General features: G+C 52.2%; 23 protein-coding genes. 7 read left to right on the plus strand and 16 right to left on the minus strand.

Annotated features, from left to right (window positions below; all coding sequences use genetic code 11):
* Window positions 1–4: 4 nt before the first annotated feature.
* From ugpE to livK, 8 genes are all read right to left on the minus strand, one after another.
* Complete coding sequence (ugpE, locus tag GBAG_RS19755; RefSeq protein ID WP_034499515.1) at window positions 5–850, minus strand: sn-glycerol-3-phosphate ABC transporter permease UgpE; 846 nt, start codon at window positions 848–850, stop codon at window positions 5–7.
* Window positions 847–1734, minus strand: coding sequence for a sn-glycerol-3-phosphate ABC transporter permease UgpA (gene ugpA / locus GBAG_RS19760; RefSeq protein WP_034499517.1), 888 nt, complete (start codon window positions 1732–1734; stop codon window positions 847–849). Before ugpA ends, ugpE begins: the two co-directional genes overlap by 4 nt.
* 107 nt (window positions 1735–1841) lie before the next feature.
* Window positions 1842–3161, minus strand: coding sequence for a sn-glycerol-3-phosphate ABC transporter substrate-binding protein UgpB (gene ugpB, locus GBAG_RS19765; protein ID WP_034499520.1), 1320 nt, complete (start codon window positions 3159–3161; stop codon window positions 1842–1844).
* A gap of 202 nt (window positions 3162–3363) precedes the next feature.
* Window positions 3364–4077, minus strand: a complete 714-nt coding sequence (gene livF, locus GBAG_RS19770; RefSeq protein WP_034499522.1) for a high-affinity branched-chain amino acid ABC transporter ATP-binding protein LivF — start codon at window positions 4075–4077, stop codon at window positions 3364–3366.
* 17 nt (window positions 4078–4094) lie between these two features.
* A complete protein-coding gene (gene livG, locus GBAG_RS19775; RefSeq protein ID WP_034499524.1) occupies window positions 4095–4862 on the minus strand; it encodes a high-affinity branched-chain amino acid ABC transporter ATP-binding protein LivG in 768 nt (255 codons plus the stop codon).
* Window positions 4859–6145 carry a high-affinity branched-chain amino acid ABC transporter permease LivM gene (locus tag GBAG_RS19780; RefSeq protein ID WP_034499526.1) on the minus strand — a complete coding sequence of 429 codons (1287 nt, stop codon included), beginning with the start codon at window positions 6143–6145 and terminating at the stop codon, window positions 4859–4861. Before GBAG_RS19780 ends, livG begins: the two co-directional genes overlap by 4 nt.
* A complete protein-coding gene (gene livH, locus GBAG_RS19785) occupies window positions 6142–7068 on the minus strand; it encodes a high-affinity branched-chain amino acid ABC transporter permease LivH (RefSeq protein ID WP_034499528.1) in 927 nt (308 codons plus the stop codon). The genes GBAG_RS19780 and livH overlap by 4 nt, the downstream gene beginning before the upstream one ends.
* A gap of 73 nt (window positions 7069–7141) precedes the next feature.
* Window positions 7142–8254, minus strand: coding sequence for a high-affinity branched-chain amino acid ABC transporter substrate-binding protein LivK (livK, locus tag GBAG_RS19790; protein WP_034499529.1), 1113 nt, complete (start codon window positions 8252–8254; stop codon window positions 7142–7144).
* A 415-nt stretch (window positions 8255–8669) separates the two neighbouring features.
* Here livK and panM point away from each other — a divergent pair, with 415 nt between their 5' ends.
* Entirely contained in the window at window positions 8670–9050 is a 381-nt protein-coding gene (gene panM / locus GBAG_RS19795) for an aspartate 1-decarboxylase autocleavage activator PanM (protein WP_034499531.1), read from the plus strand.
* Between the two features lie 151 nt (window positions 9051–9201).
* Here the strand turns inward: panM and GBAG_RS19800 are convergent, their stop codons facing one another.
* The 5 genes from GBAG_RS19800 to ftsY all read right to left on the minus strand — a co-directional run bounded on the left by GBAG_RS19800 (window position 9202) and on the right by ftsY (window position 14906).
* On the minus strand, window positions 9202–10305 hold the full coding sequence (locus GBAG_RS19800; RefSeq protein WP_156104916.1) for a branched-chain amino acid ABC transporter substrate-binding protein: 1104 nt from the start codon (window positions 10303–10305) through the stop codon (window positions 9202–9204).
* A gap of 222 nt (window positions 10306–10527) precedes the next feature.
* On the minus strand, window positions 10528–11382 hold the full coding sequence (rpoH, locus tag GBAG_RS19805; RefSeq protein WP_034499532.1) for an RNA polymerase sigma factor RpoH: 855 nt from the start codon (window positions 11380–11382) through the stop codon (window positions 10528–10530).
* Between the two features lie 257 nt (window positions 11383–11639).
* Window positions 11640–12695 carry a permease-like cell division protein FtsX gene (gene ftsX, locus GBAG_RS19810; RefSeq protein ID WP_034499630.1) on the minus strand — a complete coding sequence of 352 codons (1056 nt, stop codon included), beginning with the start codon at window positions 12693–12695 and terminating at the stop codon, window positions 11640–11642.
* Entirely contained in the window at window positions 12688–13356 is a 669-nt protein-coding gene (gene ftsE, locus GBAG_RS19815) for a cell division ATP-binding protein FtsE (protein WP_034499534.1), read from the minus strand. The genes ftsX and ftsE overlap by 8 nt, the downstream gene beginning before the upstream one ends.
* Window positions 13357–13358: 2 nt before the next feature.
* A complete protein-coding gene (gene ftsY / locus GBAG_RS19820) occupies window positions 13359–14906 on the minus strand; it encodes a signal recognition particle-docking protein FtsY (RefSeq protein ID WP_034499536.1) in 1548 nt (515 codons plus the stop codon).
* Window positions 14907–15066: 160 nt separating this feature from the next.
* On the opposite strand from ftsY, the gene rsmD reads away from it, so the two are divergent.
* Window positions 15067–15642: a 16S rRNA (guanine(966)-N(2))-methyltransferase gene (gene rsmD, locus GBAG_RS19825; protein ID WP_034499538.1), complete on the plus strand. Its 576-nt coding sequence runs from the start codon at window positions 15067–15069 to the stop codon at window positions 15640–15642.
* 11 nt (window positions 15643–15653) lie between these two features.
* Window positions 15654–15923: a DUF1145 family protein gene (locus tag GBAG_RS19830; protein WP_034460527.1), complete on the plus strand. Its 270-nt coding sequence runs from the start codon at window positions 15654–15656 to the stop codon at window positions 15921–15923.
* Here GBAG_RS19830 and GBAG_RS19835 read toward each other — a convergent pair whose 3' ends face one another.
* Complete coding sequence (locus GBAG_RS19835) at window positions 15924–16280, minus strand: DUF2500 domain-containing protein (protein WP_034499540.1); 357 nt, start codon at window positions 16278–16280, stop codon at window positions 15924–15926.
* Between the two features lie 248 nt (window positions 16281–16528).
* Here GBAG_RS19835 and GBAG_RS19840 point away from each other — a divergent pair, with 248 nt between their 5' ends.
* The 4 genes from GBAG_RS19840 to GBAG_RS19855 all read left to right on the plus strand — a co-directional run bounded on the left by GBAG_RS19840 (window position 16529) and on the right by GBAG_RS19855 (window position 20373).
* Window positions 16529–17155, plus strand: coding sequence for a lysoplasmalogenase (locus tag GBAG_RS19840; RefSeq protein ID WP_034499542.1), 627 nt, complete (start codon window positions 16529–16531; stop codon window positions 17153–17155).
* Between the two features lie 142 nt (window positions 17156–17297).
* Complete coding sequence (gene zntA, locus GBAG_RS19845) at window positions 17298–19505, plus strand: Zn(II)/Cd(II)/Pb(II) translocating P-type ATPase ZntA (protein WP_034499544.1); 2208 nt, start codon at window positions 17298–17300, stop codon at window positions 19503–19505.
* Between the two features lie 149 nt (window positions 19506–19654).
* Window positions 19655–19966 (plus strand): type II toxin-antitoxin system HigB family toxin, encoded by a 312-nt coding sequence (locus GBAG_RS19850; protein WP_034499546.1) that lies wholly within the window; start codon window positions 19655–19657, stop codon window positions 19964–19966.
* The gene (locus GBAG_RS19855; protein WP_034499548.1) at window positions 19963–20373 is read left to right on the plus strand and encodes a helix-turn-helix domain-containing protein; all 411 of its coding nucleotides are present in this window, start codon (window positions 19963–19965) and stop codon (window positions 20371–20373) included. The genes GBAG_RS19850 and GBAG_RS19855 overlap by 4 nt, the downstream gene beginning before the upstream one ends.
* Window positions 20374–20410: 37 nt before the next feature.
* On the opposite strand, the gene GBAG_RS19860 is transcribed toward GBAG_RS19855, so the two are convergent.
* Both GBAG_RS19860 and GBAG_RS19865 read right to left on the minus strand, forming a co-directional pair.
* On the minus strand, window positions 20411–21700 hold the full coding sequence (locus tag GBAG_RS19860) for a TRAP transporter large permease (protein WP_034499550.1): 1290 nt from the start codon (window positions 21698–21700) through the stop codon (window positions 20411–20413).
* A 14-nt stretch (window positions 21701–21714) separates the two neighbouring features.
* Window positions 21715–22224 (minus strand): TRAP transporter small permease, encoded by a 510-nt coding sequence (locus tag GBAG_RS19865; protein WP_034499552.1) that lies wholly within the window; start codon window positions 22222–22224, stop codon window positions 21715–21717.
* Between the last annotated feature and the right edge of the window lie 16 nt (window positions 22225–22240).

Raw genomic sequence — 22240 nt, forward strand, 5'->3', positions numbered from 1 at the left:
AACGTTATTTCTCACTATCAACAAGGCCACGCACAAACGCGCGTTGCATGGCTAAAACAATAATTACCGGCGGAATCAGCGTTAGCAGCATCGCCGCCATCACCTGGTTCCACTGGGTCGAGCCTTCACCGGAAGACATCATGCTTTTGATACCCGCCACGGCTGTGCCGAGGTTGACGTCGCTGACAATCAGCAACGGCCACAGATACTGGTTCCAGCCGTAGATAAAGGTGATGACGAACAGCGCCGCCAGATTGGTTTTCGAGAGCGGCAGCACGATATCGCGGAAGAAGCGCATCGGCGTTGCACCATCAATGCGAGCCGCTTCCATTAACTCATCGGGCAGCGTCATAAAGAACTGGCGGAACAAAAACGTGGCGGTCGCCGAAGCCATTAGCGGCAGCGTCAGGCCGGTATAGCTGTCGAGCATCTTGAGATTGGCGATGACTTCTACCGTTGGAAAAATTCGCACTTCGACCGGCAGCATCAGGGTGATGAAAATCATCCAGAAGAACAGGTTACGCAATGGAAAGCGGAACCAGACAATGGCAAAAGCGGAGAGCATCGACACCGTGATTTTGCCGATGGTGATAACCATCGCCATCACGAAGCTGTTTAGCAGCATCAGGCCAAACGGCGCACTGTTTGCACCCACGCCATGTACCCAAATATGGGTCATATTTTCCAGCAGATGGGAGCCTGGGATCAGCGTCATTGGCGTTTGAAACACGGCCTGGCTGTCCAGCGTTGCCGCCACAAATGCGACGTACAGCGGAAACAGAATCACGATGATGCCAAGAATGAGCATGGTATGGCTGAAAATCGTCAGTCCGCGGCGGTTCTCAATCATTGGTAGCGCACCTTACGTTCCACGAAGCGGAACTGAATGACGGTCAGGATGATGACCAGGAACATCAGCACTACCGATTGTGCCGCCGATGCGGAAAGGTCGAGACCGGCAAAACCTTCGCGATAAATTTTGTAGATAAGCGTGGTGGTGGCTTGTACCGGGCCACCGCCAGTTGCGGCGTCGATAACCGGGAAGGTATCGAAAAAGGCGTAAACCAGATTCACCACCAGCAGGAAGAAACTCACCGGAGCAATCAGCGGCAGCGACAATTTAAAGAAGCGGCGCACCGGCCCGGCACCATCAATGGAAGCGGCTTCGACCAAGGATCGAGGAATCGACTGAAGTGCAGCGAAGAAGAACAGGTAGTTGTAGCTGATTTGCTTCCAGACCGAGGCAAACACCACAAGGAACATCGCCTGACCGCTGTTTTGCGCGTGGTTCCAGTGATAACCAAACTGCTCCAGCAAGTGCGTTAACAGGCCGCGCCCAGGGTTGAACAGGAAGATCCACAATACGGCGGCAATCGCGGGCGCGACCGCATACGGCAGTAACATCAACGTTTGATAAATACGGCTGCCGCGCACCACATAATCTGTGAGAGCCGCGAAAAACAGCGACACCAGCAGGCCGCTGCCTGCCACTAAGCCGCTAAAAATTAAGGTGGTATAGAAAGAGTCGAGATAGTAGCTGTCGTGGAAAAGCTGTTTGAAGTTATCCAGGCCGACAAACGTGCTCGAAAGCCCAAACGGATCGACATTCTGGAGGGAGTACCACAGCGCTTCGCCCGCAGGCCAGATGAAAAAGATAATAGTGATAACCAGTTGCGGCAGGACTAGCGCATACGGCAGCCAACCGGAACGGAATACGGGGCGAGATGATGACATAAGTGATTCTTTTCCTGAACAATGTCGGGTGACGGCTTCGCCTTACCCGACCTACATACAGCAATTCGTAGGTCGGATGAGCGAAGCGTCATCCGACACTGAAAAACTTAAGACTTAGTCGATTGCTCGAAACGGCGCAGCAGCTGATTGCCACGCTCAACCGCGCTGTCTAACGCTTGCTGAGGGGTTTTCTTACCGGTCCATACCGATTCCAGTTCTTCGTCTACGATGGTACGAATCTGCGGCATATTGCCCAGACGCAGACCTTTGGTGAATGGCAATGGCGGCTTGTTCATCATCTGGCGCGTGGCGATGTCAGCACCCGGGTTTTTCTCGTAGAAACCTTGCTCGCGCGTCAGGTCATACGCGGCTTTGGTAATCGGCAAGTAACCCGTTTTCTGGTGCCATTCGGCAGCGATTTCAGGCTGGGCGAGGAACTGCATAAACTCGGCAACGCCTTTGTAAGTTGCCGCGTCTTTACCCTGCATTACCCATAAACTTGCCCCGCCGATAATGGCGTTTTGTGGCGCATTCGGGATGGTTGCGTCATAAGGCATCATGCCCACGCCGTAGTTGAATTTGGCGTAGTGGCGGATATCTGCCAGCGAACCGGAAGAGGCGGTAGTAATGGCGCAATCGCCGTTGTAGAACTTCTCAGTGGATTCGTCTTTACGGCCGAAGTAGCTGAAATCGCCTTTCTTGTTCAACTCTTGCAACAGCGCAATGTGTTTCACTTGCTCGGGTTTATTGAATTCCAGAACCGCGTCAGTGCCATCAAAGCCGTTGTTTTTGGTCGCAACGGGCAGGCCATTCCAGGCGCTGAAGTTTTCAATTTGAATCCAGCCCTGCCAGCCGCTGGCGTAGCCGCACTTCATGCCCGCTGCTTTCAGTTTGGCGGTGTAATCAGCCAGATCCTGCCAGGTTTTTGGCGGCTGGTCCGGGTTCAGACCGGCTTTTTTAAAGGCGTCTTTGTTGTAATACAACACCGGCGTGGAGCTGTTGAAAGGCTGGGAAAGCAGATGACCGGTTTTCGCATCGGTGTAGTACCCGGAAACCGTCGGCACAAACTGGGATTCGTCGAACTTAATGCCTGCATCGTTGAACACTTCATACACCGGCTTGATCGCTTTCGAGGCCATCATGGTCGCCGTGCCCACTTCATAAACCTGCAAAATGGCTGGCGCATTGCCCGAACGGAATGCCGCAATCCCTGCCGCCAGGTTTTGTTCGTAGTTGCCTTTATAAACCGGAACAATTTTGTAGTCAGGATGCGTCTGGTTAAAGCGTTGAGCCAGTGAATCAACTTCTTTGCCCAGTTCGCCTTCCATCGAGTGCCAGAAAGGAATGGAAGTGGCGGCGATAGCGCTACTGCTAAATACGCATCCAAGCGCCAGGCAAATTGCTGTGTGTCGTAACGATGCAGTCATGTCTTATCTCTCGAATTATTTTGAGGTGAATAAGTTGCGCGAAAATACGCGTTTTTGTTCGCATCAAAACATGACATGCGCGAATGACAGAAAAATAACCGTGAGGTGACAGGATCGTTACGATGAAGTGAAGGAATTATGACTGGTGGCAAAATGTCATAAAAAAAGGAGCCAAAAGGCTCCTTGTGTTTGAAACGATAAACTAGCCGCCGAGGTAGGCGCTACGCACCGCTTCGTTAGCCAGAAGCGCATCACCTGTGTCTTCCAGTACCACGTGGCCGTTTTCCAGCACGTAGCCGCGGTCAGCAAGCTTCAGCGCCTGGTTGGCGTTCTGCTCGACGAGGAAGATGGTCATGCCTTCGCTGCGCAGTTGTTCGATGGTATCGAAAATCTGCTGAATGATGATTGGCGCGAGGCCGAGCGATGGTTCATCTAACAGCAGCAGGCGCGGTTGGCTCATTAATGCACGGCCAATCGCCAGCATTTGTTGCTCACCACCGGACATCGTACCCGCACGCTGAATACGGCGCTCCAGCAAGCGTGGGAACAGCTCGTAAACGCGTTGGATGCGTTCATGATACTGGTCGCGTTCCGCAAAGAAGCCACCCATCGCCAGGTTCTCTTCTACCGTCATGCGAGAAAATACGCGGCGACCTTCTGGCACAATCGCCACTGCTTCACGCATGATGCGCGCGGTATGCCAGTCGGTGATGTCTTTACCATCAAAGGTAATCTTGCCGCTTGAAGCACGCGGGTCACCACACAGTGTTCCCAACAGCGTCGTTTTACCGGCACCGTTCGCGCCAATCAGAGTGACGATTTCGCCCTGTTTGATGTGCAGACTAACCTCATGAAGCGCCTGGATTTTTCCGTAGTGGGCGCTCACATGGTCAAATGACAACATGATATTTTCCATATTAAGCCTCACCCCCATTATGCTTCACCTAAGTAGGCGCGGATTACGTCAGGGTTATTCCGGATTTGCTCCGGCGTGCCGTTCGCAAGCGGCGTCCCCTGGTTTACCACGTAAATCCTGTCAGAAATGCCCATCACCAGTTTCATATCGTGCTCGATTAACAGCACGGTAGTGTTGTGATGGTTGCGTAACTCCATGATTAACTCATCGAGTTCATGCGTTTCTTTCGGGTTAAGACCAGCCGCGGGTTCATCAAGCATCAGAATTTCTGGCTGAGTCACCATGCAGCGTGCAATCTCAAGGCGGCGCTGGTCGCCATATGCCAGGTTGCTCGCCTGGCGGTTAGCCTGCTCAAGCAGACCAATACGTTCAAGCCAGGTTGCAGCGCGGTCCAGCGCTTCGCTTTGTGAACGGCGAAAAGCAGGCGTTTTCAAAAGACCTGAGAACACACCGGTTTTCAGCTGCATATGCTGAGCAACCAGCAAGTTTTCAATCACGGTCATTTCGCGGAACAGACGAACGTGCTGGAAAGTACGCACCACGCCCATACGTGCAATTTGCTGGCCCGGTAGACCTTCAAGGTGTTGATCACGCAACAGAATCGTACCGCCTGATGGCTTGTAGAAGCCGGTCAGGCAGTTAAACACCGTGGTTTTACCGGCACCGTTCGGGCCGATTAACGAAACAATTTCTTGTGGATGCAGTTCCAGAGAAACATTATTTACGGCGAGCAGGCCGCCGAAACGCATCATCAAGCCGTTTACGGATAACAATGGCTGACTCATGCCTGCTCTCCTTTCACTTGTTCCACTTGCTCTTTTTTAAGCTTCAATTGCGGACGCGACATTGGCAGCAAGCCTTGCGGACGCCAAATCATCATCAGCACCATCAAGCCACCAAGCACCAACATGCTGTATTCGTTCAGGTCACGCATCAGTTCGCGCGACACCACCAGCAGCACGGCGGCGAGGATAACGGCAAATTGCGAGCCCATACCGCCCAGCACGACAATCGCCAGCACGAAGGCAGATTCGGCAAAGGTGAAGGATTCCGGGCTGACAAAGCCCTGGCGTGCGGCAAACAGCGTACCAGCAAAGCCTGCAAACGCGGCGCTAATAGTAAACGCGGTCAGTTTAATGCGCGTTGGGTTCAGACCCAGTGAACGGCACGCGATTTCATCTTCACGCAACGCTTCCCACGCGCGGCCCAGCGGCATACGCAGCAGGCGGTTAATCACAAACAGAGACAGCACAACCAGCAACAGCGCAACGAGGTAGAGGAAGATAATCCTGTCACCTGGGTTATATGCGACGTTAAAGAAGTTGCTGAACGTATCCCACCCGCCTTCACGTGCGCTGCGGCTGAATTCCAGACCAAACAGCGTAGGTTTAGGGATCTGGCTGATGCCGTTCGGGCCACCGGTAATTTCGGTGTTGTTCAGCAGCAAAATACGGACAATTTCACCAAAGCCGAGCGTCACAATCGCGAGGTAGTCGCCGCGTAAACGCAACACCGGGAAGCCCAACAGGAAACCTGCCGCCGCAGACACCAGGCCCGCAATCGGCAAGCATGTCCAGAATCCCAGACCGTAGTAGTGGTTGAGCAGAGCAAAGGTATAAGCGCCGATGGCATAAAAACCGCCGTAGCCCAGAACCAGCAAGCCAGACAAACCCACAACCACGTTCAGACCAAGGCCGAGAATGATATAAATCATGGTCAGCGTGGCGATATCCACCGTACCGCGTGACACCACAAACGGCCACGCAACGGCGAGTACCAACAGTGCCGCCAGGAACAGTTTCTGTTTCGGCGTAGAACCGTCTAACGCAGGCAGCACAAACTTCGGCCCGGAGACTTTTTTCATGCCTTTCTGGAATGCAGGGCGCAGCAACTGGAAGACGAAGACAATCGCCGTACCAATCAACACCCATTCCCAGCGCACCGTTTCGGCGCTGTGAACGACAAGCTTAGTGCCATCGAGACTCAACTGAACGCCCATAAAGACGCCCGCCAGCACGAAAAATATGGCCGCCGAAAGCAGCGCAAGAACAACATGCATCGGTTTCATACTTTTTCTACCTCCGGACGGCCCAGGATACCGGTAGGCATAACCAGCAGTACCACGATGAGCAGCGCAAAGGAGACAACATCTTTATATTCGGTGCTCAGATACGCGGAAGTCAGCGCTTCTGCAACACCCAAAATCAGGCCACCAATCATCGCGCCAGGGATACTACCGATACCGCCCAGAACTGCTGCGGTGAAGGCTTTCATCCCGGCCATAAAGCCGATGTATGGGTTGATAACGCCGTAGAACTGGCCGAGCAGTACACCTGCAACCGCAGCCATGGCTGCGCCAATCACGAAGGTCAGCGAGATAACACGGTCGGTGTTAATTCCAAGCAGGCTCGCCATTTTCAAATCTTCTGCACACGCACGGCACGCACGGCCCATGCGGGAGTAGCGAATGAACAGTGTCAAAGCCAGCATCGCAAGGAACGTTACAACCCAAATCACCAACTGCATGGTGGTAATGGTTGCGGTGAAGTTGTCGCTGGCACCGACAACCCACTGACCGTTAAACAGGCTTGGCAGTGCGATATCGCGCGAACCTTCAGTCAGGCTGACGTAGTTTTGCAGGAAGATAGACATCCCGATAGCAGAGATCAGTGCAATCAGTCGCTTAGAGTTACGCACCGGCTTGTAGGCAACGCGTTCGATGCTCCAGCCGTAGGCGCTCGCAATGACAATTGCACCAATAAAACCTGCACCAACCAGCATCCAGCCCACATCAATGCCTATCATCATCAGTGCTGCGATGATCATAAACGAGACGTAGCTGCCGATCATATACACCTCGCCATGGGCGAAGTTGATCATGCCGATAATGCCGTAAACCATGGTGTAACCGATGGCTATCAACGCGTAAGTACTGCCCAACGTGACGCCGTTAAACATCTGTTGCAGGAAGTAGAGGAACTGCTCGGACATACAATAACCTTATTTATTCCTCCCCAACGCATAGCCGCCGGGGAGGTGGGATGACCCAGAGTTGCCGCTACTATTATTTCGTCGCTACAGAAGACGAACCGTCGGCATGCCACTGGAAGACACCAAAATCAAATCCCTTCAGATCGCCTTTCTCATCCCAGTTCAGCGGCCCAATCACGGTTTTCGCACCGTTTGCTTTCAAATCTTTTACTAAATCAGCAGGTTCTGCACTTCCGGTACGCTCAAGTGCTGTCGCCAAAGACTGCACCGCTGCGTAAGTGATCCAGACATATGGGCCACTTGGGTCTTTCTTCTCAGTTTTCAGTTCATCAACGATAGCTTTGTTCGCTGGGTCCTGGTCATAGCGTTTTGGCATGGTGACTAACATGCCTTCGCCCGCATTGCCCGCAATGTTGGACAGCGATGCGTTACCCACACCCTCTGGACCCATAAACTGAGTTTTCAGGCCAACGGCACGTGCCTGACGCAGGATCTGGCCCATTTCTGGGTAGTAGCCGCCGTAATAAACGAAGTCGATGTTTTCTTTTTGCAGACGCGCCACCAGCGTGGAGAAGTCTTTATCGCCCGCTGTGATACCGTCAAAGAAGACGATATTCGCGCCACCTTTCTTCAGGCCGTCTTGTACAGAACGCGCCAGACCTTCACCGTATTGCTGCTTGTCATGAATGATAGCGATGCGCTTCGGTTTCACAGTGTCGAGAATGTATTTAGACGCCGTTGGGCCCTGGGAAGAATCCAGGCCTGCGGTACGCATAATCATTTTGTAACCACGGGCCGTCAGCTCTGGGTTAGTTGCACCAGGGGTGATCATCAGGATGCCTTCGTCTTCGTAAATATCAGACGCTGGCTGAGTGGAAGAGGAGCAAAGGTGGCCAATGACATAGCGCACACCGTCGTTAACGATTTTGTTGGCAACCGCTACGGCTTGTTTCGGATCACAAGCATCGTCGTATTCAACCGCGACTAGTTTGTCGCCTTTGATGCCGCCTTTTGCGTTGATGTCTTTGATTGCCTGGCGAGCACCGTTAAATTCCATGTCGCCCCACTGCGCAACCGGGCCAGACATAGCACCAACAACGGCAACTTTGATATCAGCTGCGGTTGCCGCGTGAGACACCGCCAGCGCAATAACCCCAGCGAGTAATGTCTTCGCGTTCATTTTCATAGATCCAATTCCTGTTCGTGATTTGTGGTTTTATTTTGGGCAAAAAACAAACTGAACGTTTTTTAGCCTTTAACCATTTTTATGAGTGCCTTTAAGGGCTTAGCATTAAAATTTACAATTTTTAAGGCTAAACTCTCTATTTTTCAGGCTATTAAGCAAAGATATTATTCTGTATTTGCTTAGAGTTAAACAAAAAAAAGCAGCTTTTTCAGCATAAAATAGCGATACAAAGAGCGGAATAAATCACTAGGTTTTAGGGTTTTATACTGACCATTTTTCAATCTGCCACTTATCGAACTGGCATATGTTTGACGCAAAAATTAATCGTCTGGTATATGACAGATAAAAGAGAAAGCGTCTGGCGCAAATAAATTGGTTACACTCGGGGTTTTCCCGCTTTTTGGTTAGCTCGCTTATGAAACTCACCATCATTCGTCTGTTTGAGTGTAGTGCCCAGGATGAGATCGATCTCGCTAAGATCTGGCCGGAATATTCCAGCGCCTCGCTTACGCTTAGTGATACTCACAGAATTTACGCGGCAAAATTTAATGAGCGACTGCTCGGCGCGGTGCGCGTTACGCTTGCGGGCCGTGAAGCCGCGCTGGATTCGCTGCGGGTACGCGAGATCACCCGTCGCCGTGGCGTGGGGCAGTATCTGGTTGAAGAAGTGATTCGTGATAATCCTGACATCACCGGTTGGTGGATGGCAGATGTTGGCGTGGAAGACCGTGATGTGATGACGGCGTTTATGCAGGCGGTTGGGTTTGAAGTTCAGAGTGGTGGCTGGAAGAAGTGATAACGGGTTGGTTATCACTTCCCCATTTATCGAAGCATTTCGTGCTGCGGAAAGGCGGCAAGTGGTGAAATCCCCGGGAGCTTACATCAGTAAGTGACCGGGGTTAAGCAACGCAGCCAACGCATCAGCGGCGCGAAAGGCGACCGATAAATTATTTAGCGTCGGTCGCAGTCCCGTTCGCATGCCAGGTAAACACGCCAAACTCAAAGCCTTTCAGATCGCCCTTCTCATCCCAGCTCAACGGACCCATTACGGTATCAACCGTTGCGCCTTTCAGGTACGTCGCGATTTCAGCCGGATCTTCTGACTTGTTCAGACCTGCAGCCAGAGATTGCAGTGCTGCGTATGTGGTCCATACGAACGCGCCACTTGGATCTTGTTTCTTCGCCTTGATTGCATCTACAACCGGTTTGTTCGCAGGAACCTGGTCGTAGTTCTTCGGTTTGGTGACTAACAGGCCTTCAGCAGATTCGCCAGCAATGTTAGACAATGAAACGTTCGCTACACCTTCTGGACCCATGAACTGAGTTTTCAGGCCTGCGGCACGAGACTGACGCAGGATCTGGCCCATTTCAGGGTGGTAGCCACCGTAGTAAACGAAGTCGATATTCTCTTTCTTCAGGCGTGCCACCAGCGTGGAGAAGTCTTTCTCACCTGCGGTGATGCCGTCAAAGAACACCACGTTAGCGCCGCCTTTTTTCAGGTTTTCCTGAACCGAGCGCGCCAGGCCTTCGCCATATTGTTGTTTGTCATGAATCACCGCGATGTTTTTCGGTTTCACGTGATCAAGGATGTATTTCGCCGCCGTTGGGCCCTGATCGGAGTCCAGTCCTGTGGTACGCATTGTTAATTTGTAACCGCGCGAAGTCAGCTCAGGCGCCGTTGCCGCAGGAGTGATCATCAGTACACCTTCGTCTTCGTAGATATCAGACGCAGGTTGAGTGGAAGAAGAACACAAGTGGCCGATTACATATTTGATGCCATCGTTAACCACTTTGTTGGCGACCGCCACGGCTTGTTTCGGGTCACAAGCATCGTCATATTTGGTGATAACCAGTTTGTCGCCTTTGATGCCGCCTTTGGCATTAATATCAGCAACCGCTTGTTCTGCACCGGTAAATTCCTGGTCGCCATATTGAGCAACCGGGCCAGACATCGCCCCAACTACCGCTACTTTGATATCCTTCGCAAATGCTGCGTTGCTCATCGCAAGTGCAATACAACCAGCCAATAACGCTTTGCCCTTCATTTTCATCCTGAGATCCCCATTCTTATTCTGATTGATATTTGTTGTGTTGTTTTGGCACGGTTTTATTTTTGGTTTACGAATACCGCGTGTGCCTTCGCCGCACTCAGAGTTAAAAACATACCCGAATTTGCGGCTTTTGGAATAACAATTTTTTCACAAGCTGAATGGGAAAGTGACGGGCATAAAAAAACCGCCCTGGAAGGCGGTTTTTTTGTCTTGCTGAATAACTTACGCTTCGATGGCCATGCGCAGTTTTTTCATCGCGTTCTTTTCAAGCTGACGCACACGCTCGGCGGAAACGCCATAACGGTCGGCCAGTTCTTGCAGCGTGCTTTTGTTGTCTTCATCGAGCCAACGGGCACGGATAATATCCTGGCTACGTTCGTCCAGGCCTAACATGGCATCGCTGAGTTTATCAGCCGCGTGCGATTCCCAGTTGTCGTCTTCAATGCCATCGGCAAAGTTAGAAGACTTATCCTGCAAGAACAGCACCGGAGCCATTGGCGCGCTGTCTGAATCGTCGTCGTTGCCCATGTCGAACGTCATGTCCTGCGCCGCCATGCGAGATTCCATCTCACGGACATCTTTGCTGGAAACACCCAGCTCGTTGGCGACCATTTCCACTTCGTCCTGGTTGAACCAACCCAGACGTTGTTTAGTTTTGCGCAGGTTAAAGAACAACTTACGTTGTGCTTTAGTGGTTGCCACTTTCACAATACGCCAGTTACGCAGAACGTATTCGTGAATTTCAGCTTTGATCCAGTGCACAGCGAACGACACCAGACGGACACCCACTTCCGGATTAAAGCGGCGCACAGCCTTCATCAGGCCAATGTTGCCTTCCTGAATCAAGTCAGCCTGCGGCAAGCCATAGCCCGAGTAATTACGAGCGATATGAACAACAAAGCGCAGGTGAGACAGGATCAGCCTTTTCGCTGCTTCCAGATCGCCCTGGTAATGCAGCTTTTCAGCAAGCTCCTTCTCTTCCTCAGCCGTCAACATCGGCCAGGAGTTAGCGGCCCGAATATAAGATTCCAGGTTACCAACAGGGGCTAAAGCTAAATTTTGCATTTCTTTGGTCATTCAAACCCTCTCTTAGAGACTAACGTACAGGTTGCTACACAGTGCCACACCTGACTCCACGTCAAGCACCAAACCGTACCACCCACAGTAAACTCAGACAGTGATGCTATCCACAAGTTCCGTGTAAAGCTGTGCATAGATTGCACACAAAATGTGACAGAGCTATGAAACATGGCAGGAGAAACGCTTACCGAGGTGGGAACGAGTCCCCTGCTGATAGGTACTTCGTAGCAGGGGACTAGTATATCAAAAAATTTTTACTCTGGGGTAAAACGACGTAAATGTTGTACTGTTGCTATCCACGCAGCCAACCAACCGCTCATGGATGAAACCAGCAACAACAGCAGGCATTCGTCGAAACCCAGGCCCGTCAGATCGAATTTTGTACCAAATACTTGCGCCACTTCGGTCACAGCCGATGACAAACGCCACACCAGAATTTCGGTCAAAATCAGCGATAAAAACGCACCGCTAAAGCCTAATAACGCCCCGCCGTACAAGAACGGGCGCAGGATGAATCCATCTGTCGCACCAATCAGTTTCTGCACGTTGATGGAGTCACGGCGGGCAAAAATGCTCAGGCGCACGCTGTTACCAATCACCAGGAATACCGCGGCAACCATCAGCACGCCAATCATCGCAGCAACACGCCCTACAAGACCAGTCAGCGAGGCGAGACGTGCAAACCAGCTGTCATCCATGCGCACTTCATCGACACCGTTAATACGAGCGACACGGTCACGCAAAGTGTTCAAGTGGTCTGTGGTCTGGAAATCGAGTTTCGGGTTCACCACGGCAACGGCAGGCAGCGGGTTTTCTTCCAGCATATCCAGCGCGCCGCCAAAGCCAGACCAGTTGCGGAATTCGCCCAGCGCTTCGTCACGCGATAAATAGTTAACTTTATCGACGCCCTCTTCTGCCTGAATCGCACCCACCACTTGCTGCGCGGCGTTGTCATCCAGCGCTTTGTCGAGGTAAACGGTAATTTGCGGCGAAGGGTAATACTGTGTGGCGGCCTGATTTACGTTTTTGTAAACCATGTAGCACACGCTTGGCAGTGTAAGAGAAATGGCGATAACCATGACCGTCAGGAAAGTGGCTAAAGGCTTGCTGCGTAAATCCTGTACAGCCCCCTGCCAGGCGTAGCGGAACTGTTCGTTCACACCGCCCTTGAGGGATTTGCTTTTCGATTGAGGCCCTTTGCCGCGTTTTTTCACCGAGCGGCCTAAATCCCCTAACTTATTCAGCGAGTTGATTTTATCCAGCTTGTTGCTGAAGCGCTTTATGTGATTGAGCGCGCTGCGTTTATTCACCTGCCAGGCCTCCATGCAAATGGCCGTCACTTAACGTCAACATGCGATAATTACGGCGGGAAATCAGCCCCATATCGTGCGTTGCCATCAGAACCGTTACGCCCACGCGGTTAAATTCCTCGAACAGACGCAAAATACCTTCCGAGAGCGCATCATCAAGGTTACCGGTCGGTTCATCTGCCAGCAATACCGCAGGCTTATTCACCACCGCACGAGCAATGCCCACGCGCTGCTGTTCACCGCCAGAGAGTTGAATCGGGAAACTCTTCGCTTTATCGAGCAGGCCAACTTTATCCAGTGCCGCAGACACGCGGCGGCGAATGTCTTCACCGCTGGCACCCGCGATGATCAGCGGGATCGCCACGTTGTCGTAAACGGTTCTGTCCATCAACAGATGGTGATCCTGGAAGATCATACCAATCTGACGGCGCAGGAACGGCACTTCGCGGCTCTTGAGGCGGCTAATATCATGGCCGCTGAACGAAATCTTTCCGGCACTTGGCCGCTCAATACCGCAGATAAGCTTAAGCAGGGTACTTTTCCCGGCTCCAGAGTGACCGGTCAGAAAAGCCATCTCGCCAGGTTGCATATGGAAGGTGACTCCCTGCAACGCTTGTCTCCCACCGAGATAGGCCTTACTAACGTGTTCAAAGCGAATCATGGTTAATCCTCTCGGGCAAAAAGTGCCTCAATAAAATCGCCCGCATTAAACGGACGCAAGTCCTCAATACGCTCGCCGACGCCAATGTAGCGAATCGGAATACCAAACTGATCGGCAACGGAGAAAATCACGCCGCCTTTGGCTGTACCATCCAGTTTGGTGAGCGTAATGCCTGTCAATCCAACGGCTTCATGGAATAATTTAGCCTGGCTAATCGCATTTTGCCCGGTGCTGGCATCGAGGGTGAGCATAACCTCATGCGGTGCATCTTCGTCCAGCTTTTTCATTACGCGAACGATTTTCTTCAGCTCTTCCATCAGGTGCGCTTTGTTCTGCAAACGCCCGGCTGTATCGGCCAGAAGGACATCTACATTGCGCGCTTTTGCCGCCTGAATCGCATCAAAAATCACGGAAGCAGAATCGGCACCGGTGTGTTGAGCGATAACCGGAATATTGTTGCGCTGGCCCCAGACCTGCAATTGTTCTACTGCCGCCGCGCGGAAGGTATCGCCCGCCGCCAGCATTACAGATTTGCCTTCTTGCTGGAATTGACGCGCCAGTTTTCCGATAGTGGTGGTTTTACCCACACCGTTGACACCAACCATCAGAATAACGAATGGCGTTTTGCCTTCAACATTCAGCGGCTCATCGACTTTCGCCAGAATCTCGCCCATCTCTTCTTTCAGCAGACCGTACAACGCTTCCGCGTCACGCAGGTCTTTACGGCTCGCGCCTTCTGTCAGATTGGTGATGATTTTGCGCGTTGTTTCAACGCCCACATCGGCGATAAGCAACTGCTCTTCAAGTTCTTCAAACAGATCATCGTCGATTTTCTTGCCACGGAACAGACTGATAAATCCGGAACCGAGGTTCTGTTTGGTTTTAACCAGGCTGCGTTTGAGGCGTGCGAAGAAACCTTCTTTGGTTGGACGTTCTTGTTCCTGCTGGATTTCTTCTACTGGCTGCTCTTCCGCCACTTCTTCGGCGATAATGGCAGCAACCGGGAGTTCTTCAGCAAGCTCTTCTTCCTGTATTTCTTCTACGACAACATCTTCAATAACTTCAACTTCTTGCTCAACTACCGCAACAACAGGCTCTTGTTCCGGTTGCCACTCTTCTGGCAGCGGTTCAACTTCAGCAACCACGTCTTCAGGAACCAGCAGCTCTTCGTGTTCTACAGCAACTTGTGCGGTAACTTCTGGTTCTGTTTCTGGAATGATTTCCGGTTCAGCCGCCACCACTTCGCTCTCAACGAGCTTTTCGGTGACTTCGACAATTTCTTCTGCGAAGACTTCTGGTTCATCGCGCTTAGCAAACGCGACAGGCTCTTCTACAGTCAGAGTTTCTGGCTGGATTTCAGGCTTAGCTTCTTCTGGTTGTGCAGTTTCTTCAGCGGCTTGCGGTTGTTCAGCTTCAATAACCTGCTCAACGACTTCTTCGGCAACCGGTTGTTCTTCTGCTACTTTTTGTTCTGTTTCTTGTTCAGAAGCCTGCTCTTTCTGGCCAAAGCCTAGCCATGAAAAAAAGCCACGTTTTTTCTCTTTCGCCATTTGCGAACACACTCCTCGCTGTTAATTCATGGCACAGGCCCGATTGAGCATGCCACGGGCACTGAAAATAATTATCTAATGAATGCCTTAGTCTATCACTTTCCCCGCCTTACACACACCGTTACACTAGACGGCAAGAAATTGCATCGCAGTGAGTCTCATGAAAAAACCGCAATCTACTGGCACCGGCCAGATTCGTATTATTGGCGGCCAATGGCGCGGCCGTAAACTGCCTGTACCAGACAGCCCTGGCTTGCGTCCTACAACGGACAGAGTTCGTGAAACCCTGTTTAACTGGCTGGCTCCCTCAATGGTCGATGCCACCGTATTAGACTGCTTTGCCGGGAGCGGTGCATTAGGGCTGGAAGCGTTATCGCGTTACGCCAGCCGCGCCACGTTGCTCGAGATGGATCGCAACGTTTCACAGCAATTGCAAAAAAATCTCGTCACGCTAAAAGCGGCTAACGCCAAGGTTGTGAACACTAACACGCTCAATTTCCTGGCGCAGCCTGGCGAGCCACACACCATTGTGTTTGTTGACCCTCCGTTCAGAAAAGGCTTGCTGGACGAGACGTTAGCGTTACTTGAGAGCAATGGCTGGCTGGCAGATGAAGCGCTGATTTACGTTGAAAGCGAAGTAGAAAACGGGATGCCTGCGCTACCGGCAAGCTGGTCACTGCACCGTGAAAAAGTCGCAGGCCAGGTCGCTTACCGTTTATTTAGCCGCGAAATTTAAGGAACAGCATCATGTTGATCAATATCGGCCGCTTGCTCATGCTCGGCGTCTGGGCATTTTTGTTACTGAATATTTTCCACCCGTTCCCGCGCCCACTTAATATCTTCGTTAACGTCGCGCTGATCTTCACCGTGTTGATGCACGGCATGCAGTTGGCGCTGCTAAAATCGACTCAGCCAAAAGGCAGCCCGCCGCTCAGTCGCGCTCAACAGATTAAGATTTTCATCTTTGGCGTATTTGAACTGCTGGTCTGGCAGAAGAAACTCCGCCAGGGCAAATAATCATTGGGGGACGAACCCTACAAACCGCGTCCCCTTATACTGCAAAGTCCCCGCGTCGCCGACACTCATCGAGTGGTACTGTTCAGCCGTCACACGCATTTTCAGATCCAGCCCGCCACTTTGTGGGCGAAACCAAATCTCATAACGCATCGTATCTTCCACTGGCGTAACCTGGCGTTGCCGCGAGCGCCGATCGTTGGTGGGCGTTTCACGTTTTGTCGCCACCAGTACGCTTCGTTGCATCAGAGGTGCTGCATCATTTTCCGCATTCTGGCGGCGCTGCTGCACAAAGCGGAACGACGCTGCCACGATGATAATCGCAACAACGGCGATGAAGAAAAGGGGCATTTTACTCATGGATTTATCTCGAATTGTCAGGCACTTTTAAGAATACCCTGCCGCTCTGGACGTTGTCATCCGTCGCAATTGACCACTAGACTTAAGAAAAACGGCAGATTAACTCATATTTACCCAAAATAATTCGAGTTGCAGGAAGGCGGCGACACAGTGAATCCCCAGGAGCTTACTTGAGTAAGTGGCTGGGGTGAGCGAGGAAAGCCAACACACATGCAACTTGAAGTATGAAGGGTACAAAAGGACACGCCATGCTCTGGTCATTCATCGCAGTATTCTTCTCAGGCTGGCTGTACGTTGACGCCTCCTACCGTGGGCCAACCTGGCAACGCTGGGTGTTCAAGCCTGTCACCCTTTTGCTTTTATTACTGTTGGCCTGGCAAGCGCCAATGTTTAACGCAACGGGCTACTTGATTGTCGCCGGCCTGCTGGCAACGCTACTCGGCGATGCGCTCACATTGCTACCAACCCAGCGCATGCTGTACGCCATCGGGGCATTTTTCCTCTCACACCTGCTCTACACCCTCTATTTCGCCAGCCAGATGACATTCAGTTTCTTCTGGCCGCTCCCGTTGGTTTTGCTGGTTGTAGGAGCCTTATTGGTTGCGGTTATCTGGACGCGTCTCGAAACGTTCCGCTGGCCGATTATGACGTTTATCGGCATGACGCTGGTGATGGTGTGGCTGGCAGGTGAGCTTTACTTTTACCTGCCGACGCGGCCAAATTTCTCGGCCTTTAGCGGCGCAACGCTGCTGCTGTTAGGCAATATTGTCTGGCTGGGAAGTCATTATCGCCGCCGCTTCACCGGCGACAGCGCCATCGCCGCAGCCTGCTACTTTGCCGGGCACTTTATGATTGTCCGCGCGTTGTATATTTGAGGCTAAACAGTGTCGGATGGCGCAAGCTTATCCGACCTACAAATGCCGCGAACTTAATCTGGAAAATTTCCCTCTTGACTCTGGAGTCAACTCCAGAGAGTAACATGGGTAATGAGAACATTATCATTACCCAGGAGGGCACATGCTCAACTCCCCAAAGCCACCGCAATTTGCTAAAGCAAAGCTCAGTCCGTTGCCGATAAAAACCGATGCCTGTCACGGTAACGACTGCTGTAGCGAAGCCGTACCTCCTGTGGAAACGCAAACCGTTACAGAGCCTGGCGAGCGTTATAGCTGGCTGGTCGATGGCATGGATTGCGCGGCTTGCGCACGCAAAGTTGAAAACGCAGTGAAACAACTGGCCGATGTTCAGCGCGTCCAGGTGTTGTTCGCCACGCAAAAGCTGCTGGTCACCGCCGAGAGTGATGTGCGTCAGGATGTTGAAAAAGCGGTAAAGGCGGCAGGTTACAACCTGAGAAACAGCACCGCTCCTGCGCCAAAAACCTCTTCCTTGCGCGAAAATTTGCCGCTCATTCTGCTGATTGTGATGATGGCATTGAGCTGGGGTCTTGAGCAGTTTAACCACCCATTCGGTAATATCGCGTTTATCGCGACCACGCTGGTTGGCCTGTGGCCAATTGCCCGCCAGGCCGTGCGACTGATGCGCAGCGGCAACTGGTTTGCCATCGAAACATTGATGAGCGTAGCCGCCATTGGTGCATTGTTTATTGGTGCGACAGCCGAAGCCGCGATGGTGCTGCTGCTGTTCTTAATTGGTGAACGCCTCGAATCTTACGCCGCCAGCCGCGCACGCCGTGGGGTAAGCGCGTTGATGGCACTAAAACCCGAAGTCGCCACGCGCATTCGTAATGACAAACGCGAAACTGTCGCGGTGGGCGATTTGCGCCCGGGCGATGTGATTGAAGTCGCAGCCGGTGGGCGTTTACCCGCCGATGGCCGCCTGTTAACCCCATTTGCCAGTTTCGATGAGAGTGCGTTAACCGGCGAGTCGATTCCGGTCGAACGTCAGCAAGACGAAAAAGTCCCGGCGGGCAGCACCAGCGTCGACAGACTGGTTCAGCTCGAAGTCATTTCAGAACCGGGCGACAGCGCTATCGACCGCATCCTGCGTTTAATTGAGGAAGCCGACGAACGCCGTGCACCAATTGAACGTTTCATTGACCGTTTCAGCCGGATTTACACGCCGATTATTATGGCGATCGCACTGCTCGCCGCTGTTATCCCACCGCTGTTATTCGGGCAAAGCTGGGGCGAGTGGATCTACAAAGGGCTGGCACTATTACTGATTGGTTGCCCGTGTGCGCTGGTGATTTCCACTCCTGCGGCGATTACTTCCGGGCTTGCAGCAGCAGCACGCCGTGGCGCGTTAATTAAAGGCGGCGCAGCACTTGAGCGTCTTGGCAGAATTCAGCATATCGCGTTTGATAAAACCGGCACGCTGACCGCAGGCAAGCCGCAGGTAACGGCCATTAAAGTGAATGGCGATCGTCACGAGAACGACCTGCTGGCCGTCGCTGCCGCCGTCGAACAGGGGTCATCGCACCCGCTGGCGCAAGCGATAGTGCGTGAAGCACAAAGTCGCGGGCTGACGCTGCCTGAAACCAGTGCAAACCGGGCGCTGGCAGGCATTGGCGTAGAAGCCACCATCAACGGCGAAACCGTACTCCTGAGCACGCCGGGAAAACTCGCTGAAAATGTTCTCGATTCGCAGTGGCAGACACGCATCACCGAGCTTGAGGCAGAGGGGCAAACGGTCATTGCCGCAGTGCAGCAAGGCACATTAATCGGCGTTCTGGCCCTGCGCGATACTTTACGCAGCGACGCTAAAGCCGCCGTGGCAGCACTGCATGATATTGGCGTTCAGAGCGTGATGCTGACCGGCGATAACCCGCGGGCTGCGGCTGCAATCGCTCAGGAACTGGGAATGGATTACCGCGCCAGCTTATTGCCAGCCGATAAGGTCAGCGCGGTTAACGAACTCAACGCCCGCTCGCCACTGGCGATGGTTGGCGATGGCATCAACGATGCTCCGGCCATGAAAGCCGCGACTATCGGTATCGCTATGGGCAGTGGCACCGACGTGGCGCTCGAAACTGCCGATGCCGCGCTGACGCACAACCGCCTGACGGAACTGGCTGGCATGATTGGCCTTGCGCGCGCCACGCATAACAACATTCGCCAGAACATTACTATCGCGCTGGGGCTGAAAGGGATTTTCCTGGTGACAACATTACTGGGCATAACCGGTTTGTGGCTGGCGGTGTTAGCCGATTCCGGAGCGACCGCATTGGTTACAGCGAATGCGTTGCGGTTGCTGAGAAGACGTTAATTTGCGTGAAATCTCGAGCATTTGTAGTGCGCTGCTGGCAAGAAAAATGATCACGCATGACAATGGCAATTCACCGCGAGAGGTTGACTAATTGGCAACCTCTCGCCTATATTTGTTTTGTTGCCAGATAGTCAACTTCAGGAAGAAGTATGCACTTGATCTCACTCAAAGCCCTGAGCGAAGCCAGCCAACGATTTCCGCAGCATTCACAAGAACTGCTGATGCTGGCGCGGATTATTGAAAAAGGGCATTTCCCAACTCCTGAATCGCTCAGGAAAATTTACCCAACACTCGATAACTTCAAGTATCTCGACAAGCACTACGTCATTAACATCGCCCGCAATGAGTTGCGTTTGATCGCGTTAATATTTTTTGAAAGCCAGAAATTTTACGTTCGCGACATCATGACCCATGCCGATTATCTGAGGTTTACCGAAACCCATCGAGGAAAGAAAAGATGATAGCAGATGCACTGAAAGCCACCGAAGCGTTGAAAGCTGCCGTGCCGCTTCTAGCGGGGAACGCTGGCGAAAAAGAGTATTCCGAAGCATTGGAACTGATGGAATATCTGCTGCTGAACGACCCGACCAGCCCACTGCAGGATCTACTCAGCCTAAAAATTTCTCAATACGAAAACACCTTGCCTGAAGTCATCGCCTTTCGTGAACAAATGGATACGCTGCCACCTGGTATTGCGGTGTTGAAAACCCTGATGGATCAGCACCAATTGAATCAAAGTGATTTTCAACAAGAGATTGGTAGTAAATCGATGGTTTCCCGCGTTTTACGCGGTGAGCGGCAACTCACTACAGAGCACATCAGAAAACTGTCTCAACGTTTCGGTATTTCTCCGGCACTCTTTATCTAACCCTCACTCGGCTTGAGTGAGGGTTATCTTAGGGCTTTTAGCTCGTCATACCCAACGCATGCGGCAGCCACAGAGAAACGGCCGGAATGTAGGTCACCATTGCCAGCACCACCAACAACACGGCGTAGAACGGTAGCATCGCTCGCACCACCACTTCGATTTTCTGTTTACTCACCGCACTTGCCACAAACAACACCGAACCGACTGGCGGCGTTATCAGGCCAATCCCGAGGTTCACCATCATGATCATACCGAAATGCACCGGGTCGATGCCCAGCGAATTAGTCACCGGCAGCAATACTGGCGTCAGGATCAGGATAATCGGTGCCATGTCCATCAACGTGCCAATCAACAACAACATGATGTTGAGGTACATCAGGATCACGTATTTGTTATCAGACAGAGAAGTGAAGAATTCCGTGATACGTGAAGGCAACTGCATGTAAGTCATTACCGCGCCAAAAGCGGCGGCAAAACCAATCAAAATCATGACGATAGAGACAGTTTTTACCGTGCGGAACATCAATTTCGGCAATTCGTTCCACTTGTAATCGCGATAGATAAACATGGTGACGAAGAACGCCCAAACACAGGCCACCGCCGCAGATTCTGTCGCAGTAAATACCCCCGTCAGAATCCCGCCAAGAATGATAACAACTGTCATCAAACCCCATAGCGCATCGAAGAAAATTTTCGCCGCTTGTTTGAAGGGAATGCGTTCGCCTTTTGGATAACCCCGTTTATGGGCAAAGCCAAGACACATGACCATTAGCGATACACCGAGTAATAATCCCGGCAGAACGCCTGCGATAAACAACGTGGCAATAGAAACCGTGCCGCCTGCCGCCAGGGAATAAATCACCGAGTTATGGCTTGGTGGGATCAAAATCGCCTGCACCGATCCGCTCGCGGTCACTGCCGCAGCGTATTCACGCGGATAACCCTTTCTCTCCATTTCCGGGATCATCACGCTGCCGATGGAAGCCGTATCTGCAACCGACGATCCGGAAATCGCACCAAAGAACGTAGAAGCGACGATATTCACCAGCGACAACCCGCCGCGAATAAAGCCCACGAAGATATACGCAAAGTTTACCAGGCGACGGGCGATCCCCCCTTCTGCCATTATCGCGCCCGCCAGAATGAAGAACGGAATCGCCAGCAGGGTAAATTTATTCACCCCACTGGTAATTTGAATCATGATCGCTTCCAGCGGTAAATCTATCCATAACGCTCCGACGATGGCGCTTAGCCCAACAGCAAAGGCTACGGGCATTCCCACCGCGAGTAGCACCGCAAGCGTTGCTAATAATATAAATGCGTCCATGTTTTCCCCTGACCTTAGCCGTGATTACCCAGCAACACTATTGGGCGGTTCTCTTGAGAGCCGAACAGTAATCGCTCAACAACAAACAGAATCATCAAAATCGCGCCCACAGGCAGCGGAAGATAGGTTTGACCGGACGTGAGAAGCGGGAATTCGGCAACAGGCTGTTCCCATAAATCCGCGCACAGATAGAAGCTGTAATAGAACATCACCATTGAAATCAGCAGCATTAGCAAGTCGACCAGGCGTGCGCAAAACGTCTGCGCGGCCTGCGGCAGACGGTCTGTCAGCATATTCACAGCGATGTGGGAACCGGCGCGGTAGCTCACCGCCGCGCCGATAAACGTGAAGGTCACCATGCAGATTATCGCCACCGGTTCCGGCCAGGATTCCCCACGGTTCAGCACATAACGCGAGAAAATCCCAATCGGAATAATGATTGTCATCACCAATAGCGACAGCCCGGCGACAATCATCGCCAGCAAATAAACTTTATCCATCAAGTCAGAGTAGCGTTGCGACATAAAGTAAACCTCCACG

Source organism: Buttiauxella agrestis ATCC 33320, assembly GCF_000735355.1.
GTDB classification, from domain to species: domain Bacteria; phylum Pseudomonadota; class Gammaproteobacteria; order Enterobacterales; family Enterobacteriaceae; genus Buttiauxella; species Buttiauxella agrestis.

Bases quoted from the DNA above. Each gene is read 5' to 3' on its own strand.
- ugpE (WP_034499515.1), bottom strand. From the start codon at position 850: ATGATTGAGAACCGCCGCGGACTGACGATTTTCAGCCATACCATGCTC.
- ugpA (WP_034499517.1), bottom strand. From the start codon at position 1,734: ATGTCATCATCTCGCCCCGTATTCCGTTCCGGTTGGCTGCCGTATGCG.
- ugpB (WP_034499520.1), bottom strand. From the start codon at position 3,161: ATGACTGCATCGTTACGACACACAGCAATTTGCCTGGCGCTTGGATGC.
- livF (WP_034499522.1), bottom strand. From the start codon at position 4,077: ATGGAAAATATCATGTTGTCATTTGACCATGTGAGCGCCCACTACGGA.
- livG (WP_034499524.1), bottom strand. From the start codon at position 4,862: ATGAGTCAGCCATTGTTATCCGTAAACGGCTTGATGATGCGTTTCGGC.
- GBAG_RS19780 (WP_034499526.1), bottom strand. From the start codon at position 6,145: ATGAAACCGATGCATGTTGTTCTTGCGCTGCTTTCGGCGGCCATATTT.
- livH (WP_034499528.1), bottom strand. From the start codon at position 7,068: ATGTCCGAGCAGTTCCTCTACTTCCTGCAACAGATGTTTAACGGCGTC.
- livK (WP_034499529.1), bottom strand. From the start codon at position 8,254: ATGAAAATGAACGCGAAGACATTACTCGCTGGGGTTATTGCGCTGGCG.
- panM (WP_034499531.1), top strand. From the start codon at position 8,670: ATGAAACTCACCATCATTCGTCTGTTTGAGTGTAGTGCCCAGGATGAG.
- GBAG_RS19800 (WP_156104916.1), bottom strand. From the start codon at position 10,305: ATGAAAATGAAGGGCAAAGCGTTATTGGCTGGTTGTATTGCACTTGCG.
- rpoH (WP_034499532.1), bottom strand. From the start codon at position 11,382: ATGACCAAAGAAATGCAAAATTTAGCTTTAGCCCCTGTTGGTAACCTG.
- ftsE (WP_034499534.1), bottom strand. From the start codon at position 13,356: ATGATTCGCTTTGAACACGTTAGTAAGGCCTATCTCGGTGGGAGACAA.
- ftsY (WP_034499536.1), bottom strand. From the start codon at position 14,906: ATGGCGAAAGAGAAAAAACGTGGCTTTTTTTCATGGCTAGGCTTTGGC.
- rsmD (WP_034499538.1), top strand. From the start codon at position 15,067: ATGAAAAAACCGCAATCTACTGGCACCGGCCAGATTCGTATTATTGGC.
- GBAG_RS19830 (WP_034460527.1), top strand. From the start codon at position 15,654: ATGTTGATCAATATCGGCCGCTTGCTCATGCTCGGCGTCTGGGCATTT.
- GBAG_RS19835 (WP_034499540.1), bottom strand. From the start codon at position 16,280: ATGAGTAAAATGCCCCTTTTCTTCATCGCCGTTGTTGCGATTATCATC.
- GBAG_RS19840 (WP_034499542.1), top strand. From the start codon at position 16,529: ATGCTCTGGTCATTCATCGCAGTATTCTTCTCAGGCTGGCTGTACGTT.
- zntA (WP_034499544.1), top strand. From the start codon at position 17,298: ATGCTCAACTCCCCAAAGCCACCGCAATTTGCTAAAGCAAAGCTCAGT.
- GBAG_RS19850 (WP_034499546.1), top strand. From the start codon at position 19,655: ATGCACTTGATCTCACTCAAAGCCCTGAGCGAAGCCAGCCAACGATTT.
- GBAG_RS19855 (WP_034499548.1), top strand. From the start codon at position 19,963: ATGATAGCAGATGCACTGAAAGCCACCGAAGCGTTGAAAGCTGCCGTG.
- GBAG_RS19860 (WP_034499550.1), bottom strand. From the start codon at position 21,700: ATGGACGCATTTATATTATTAGCAACGCTTGCGGTGCTACTCGCGGTG.
- GBAG_RS19865 (WP_034499552.1), bottom strand. From the start codon at position 22,224: ATGTCGCAACGCTACTCTGACTTGATGGATAAAGTTTATTTGCTGGCG.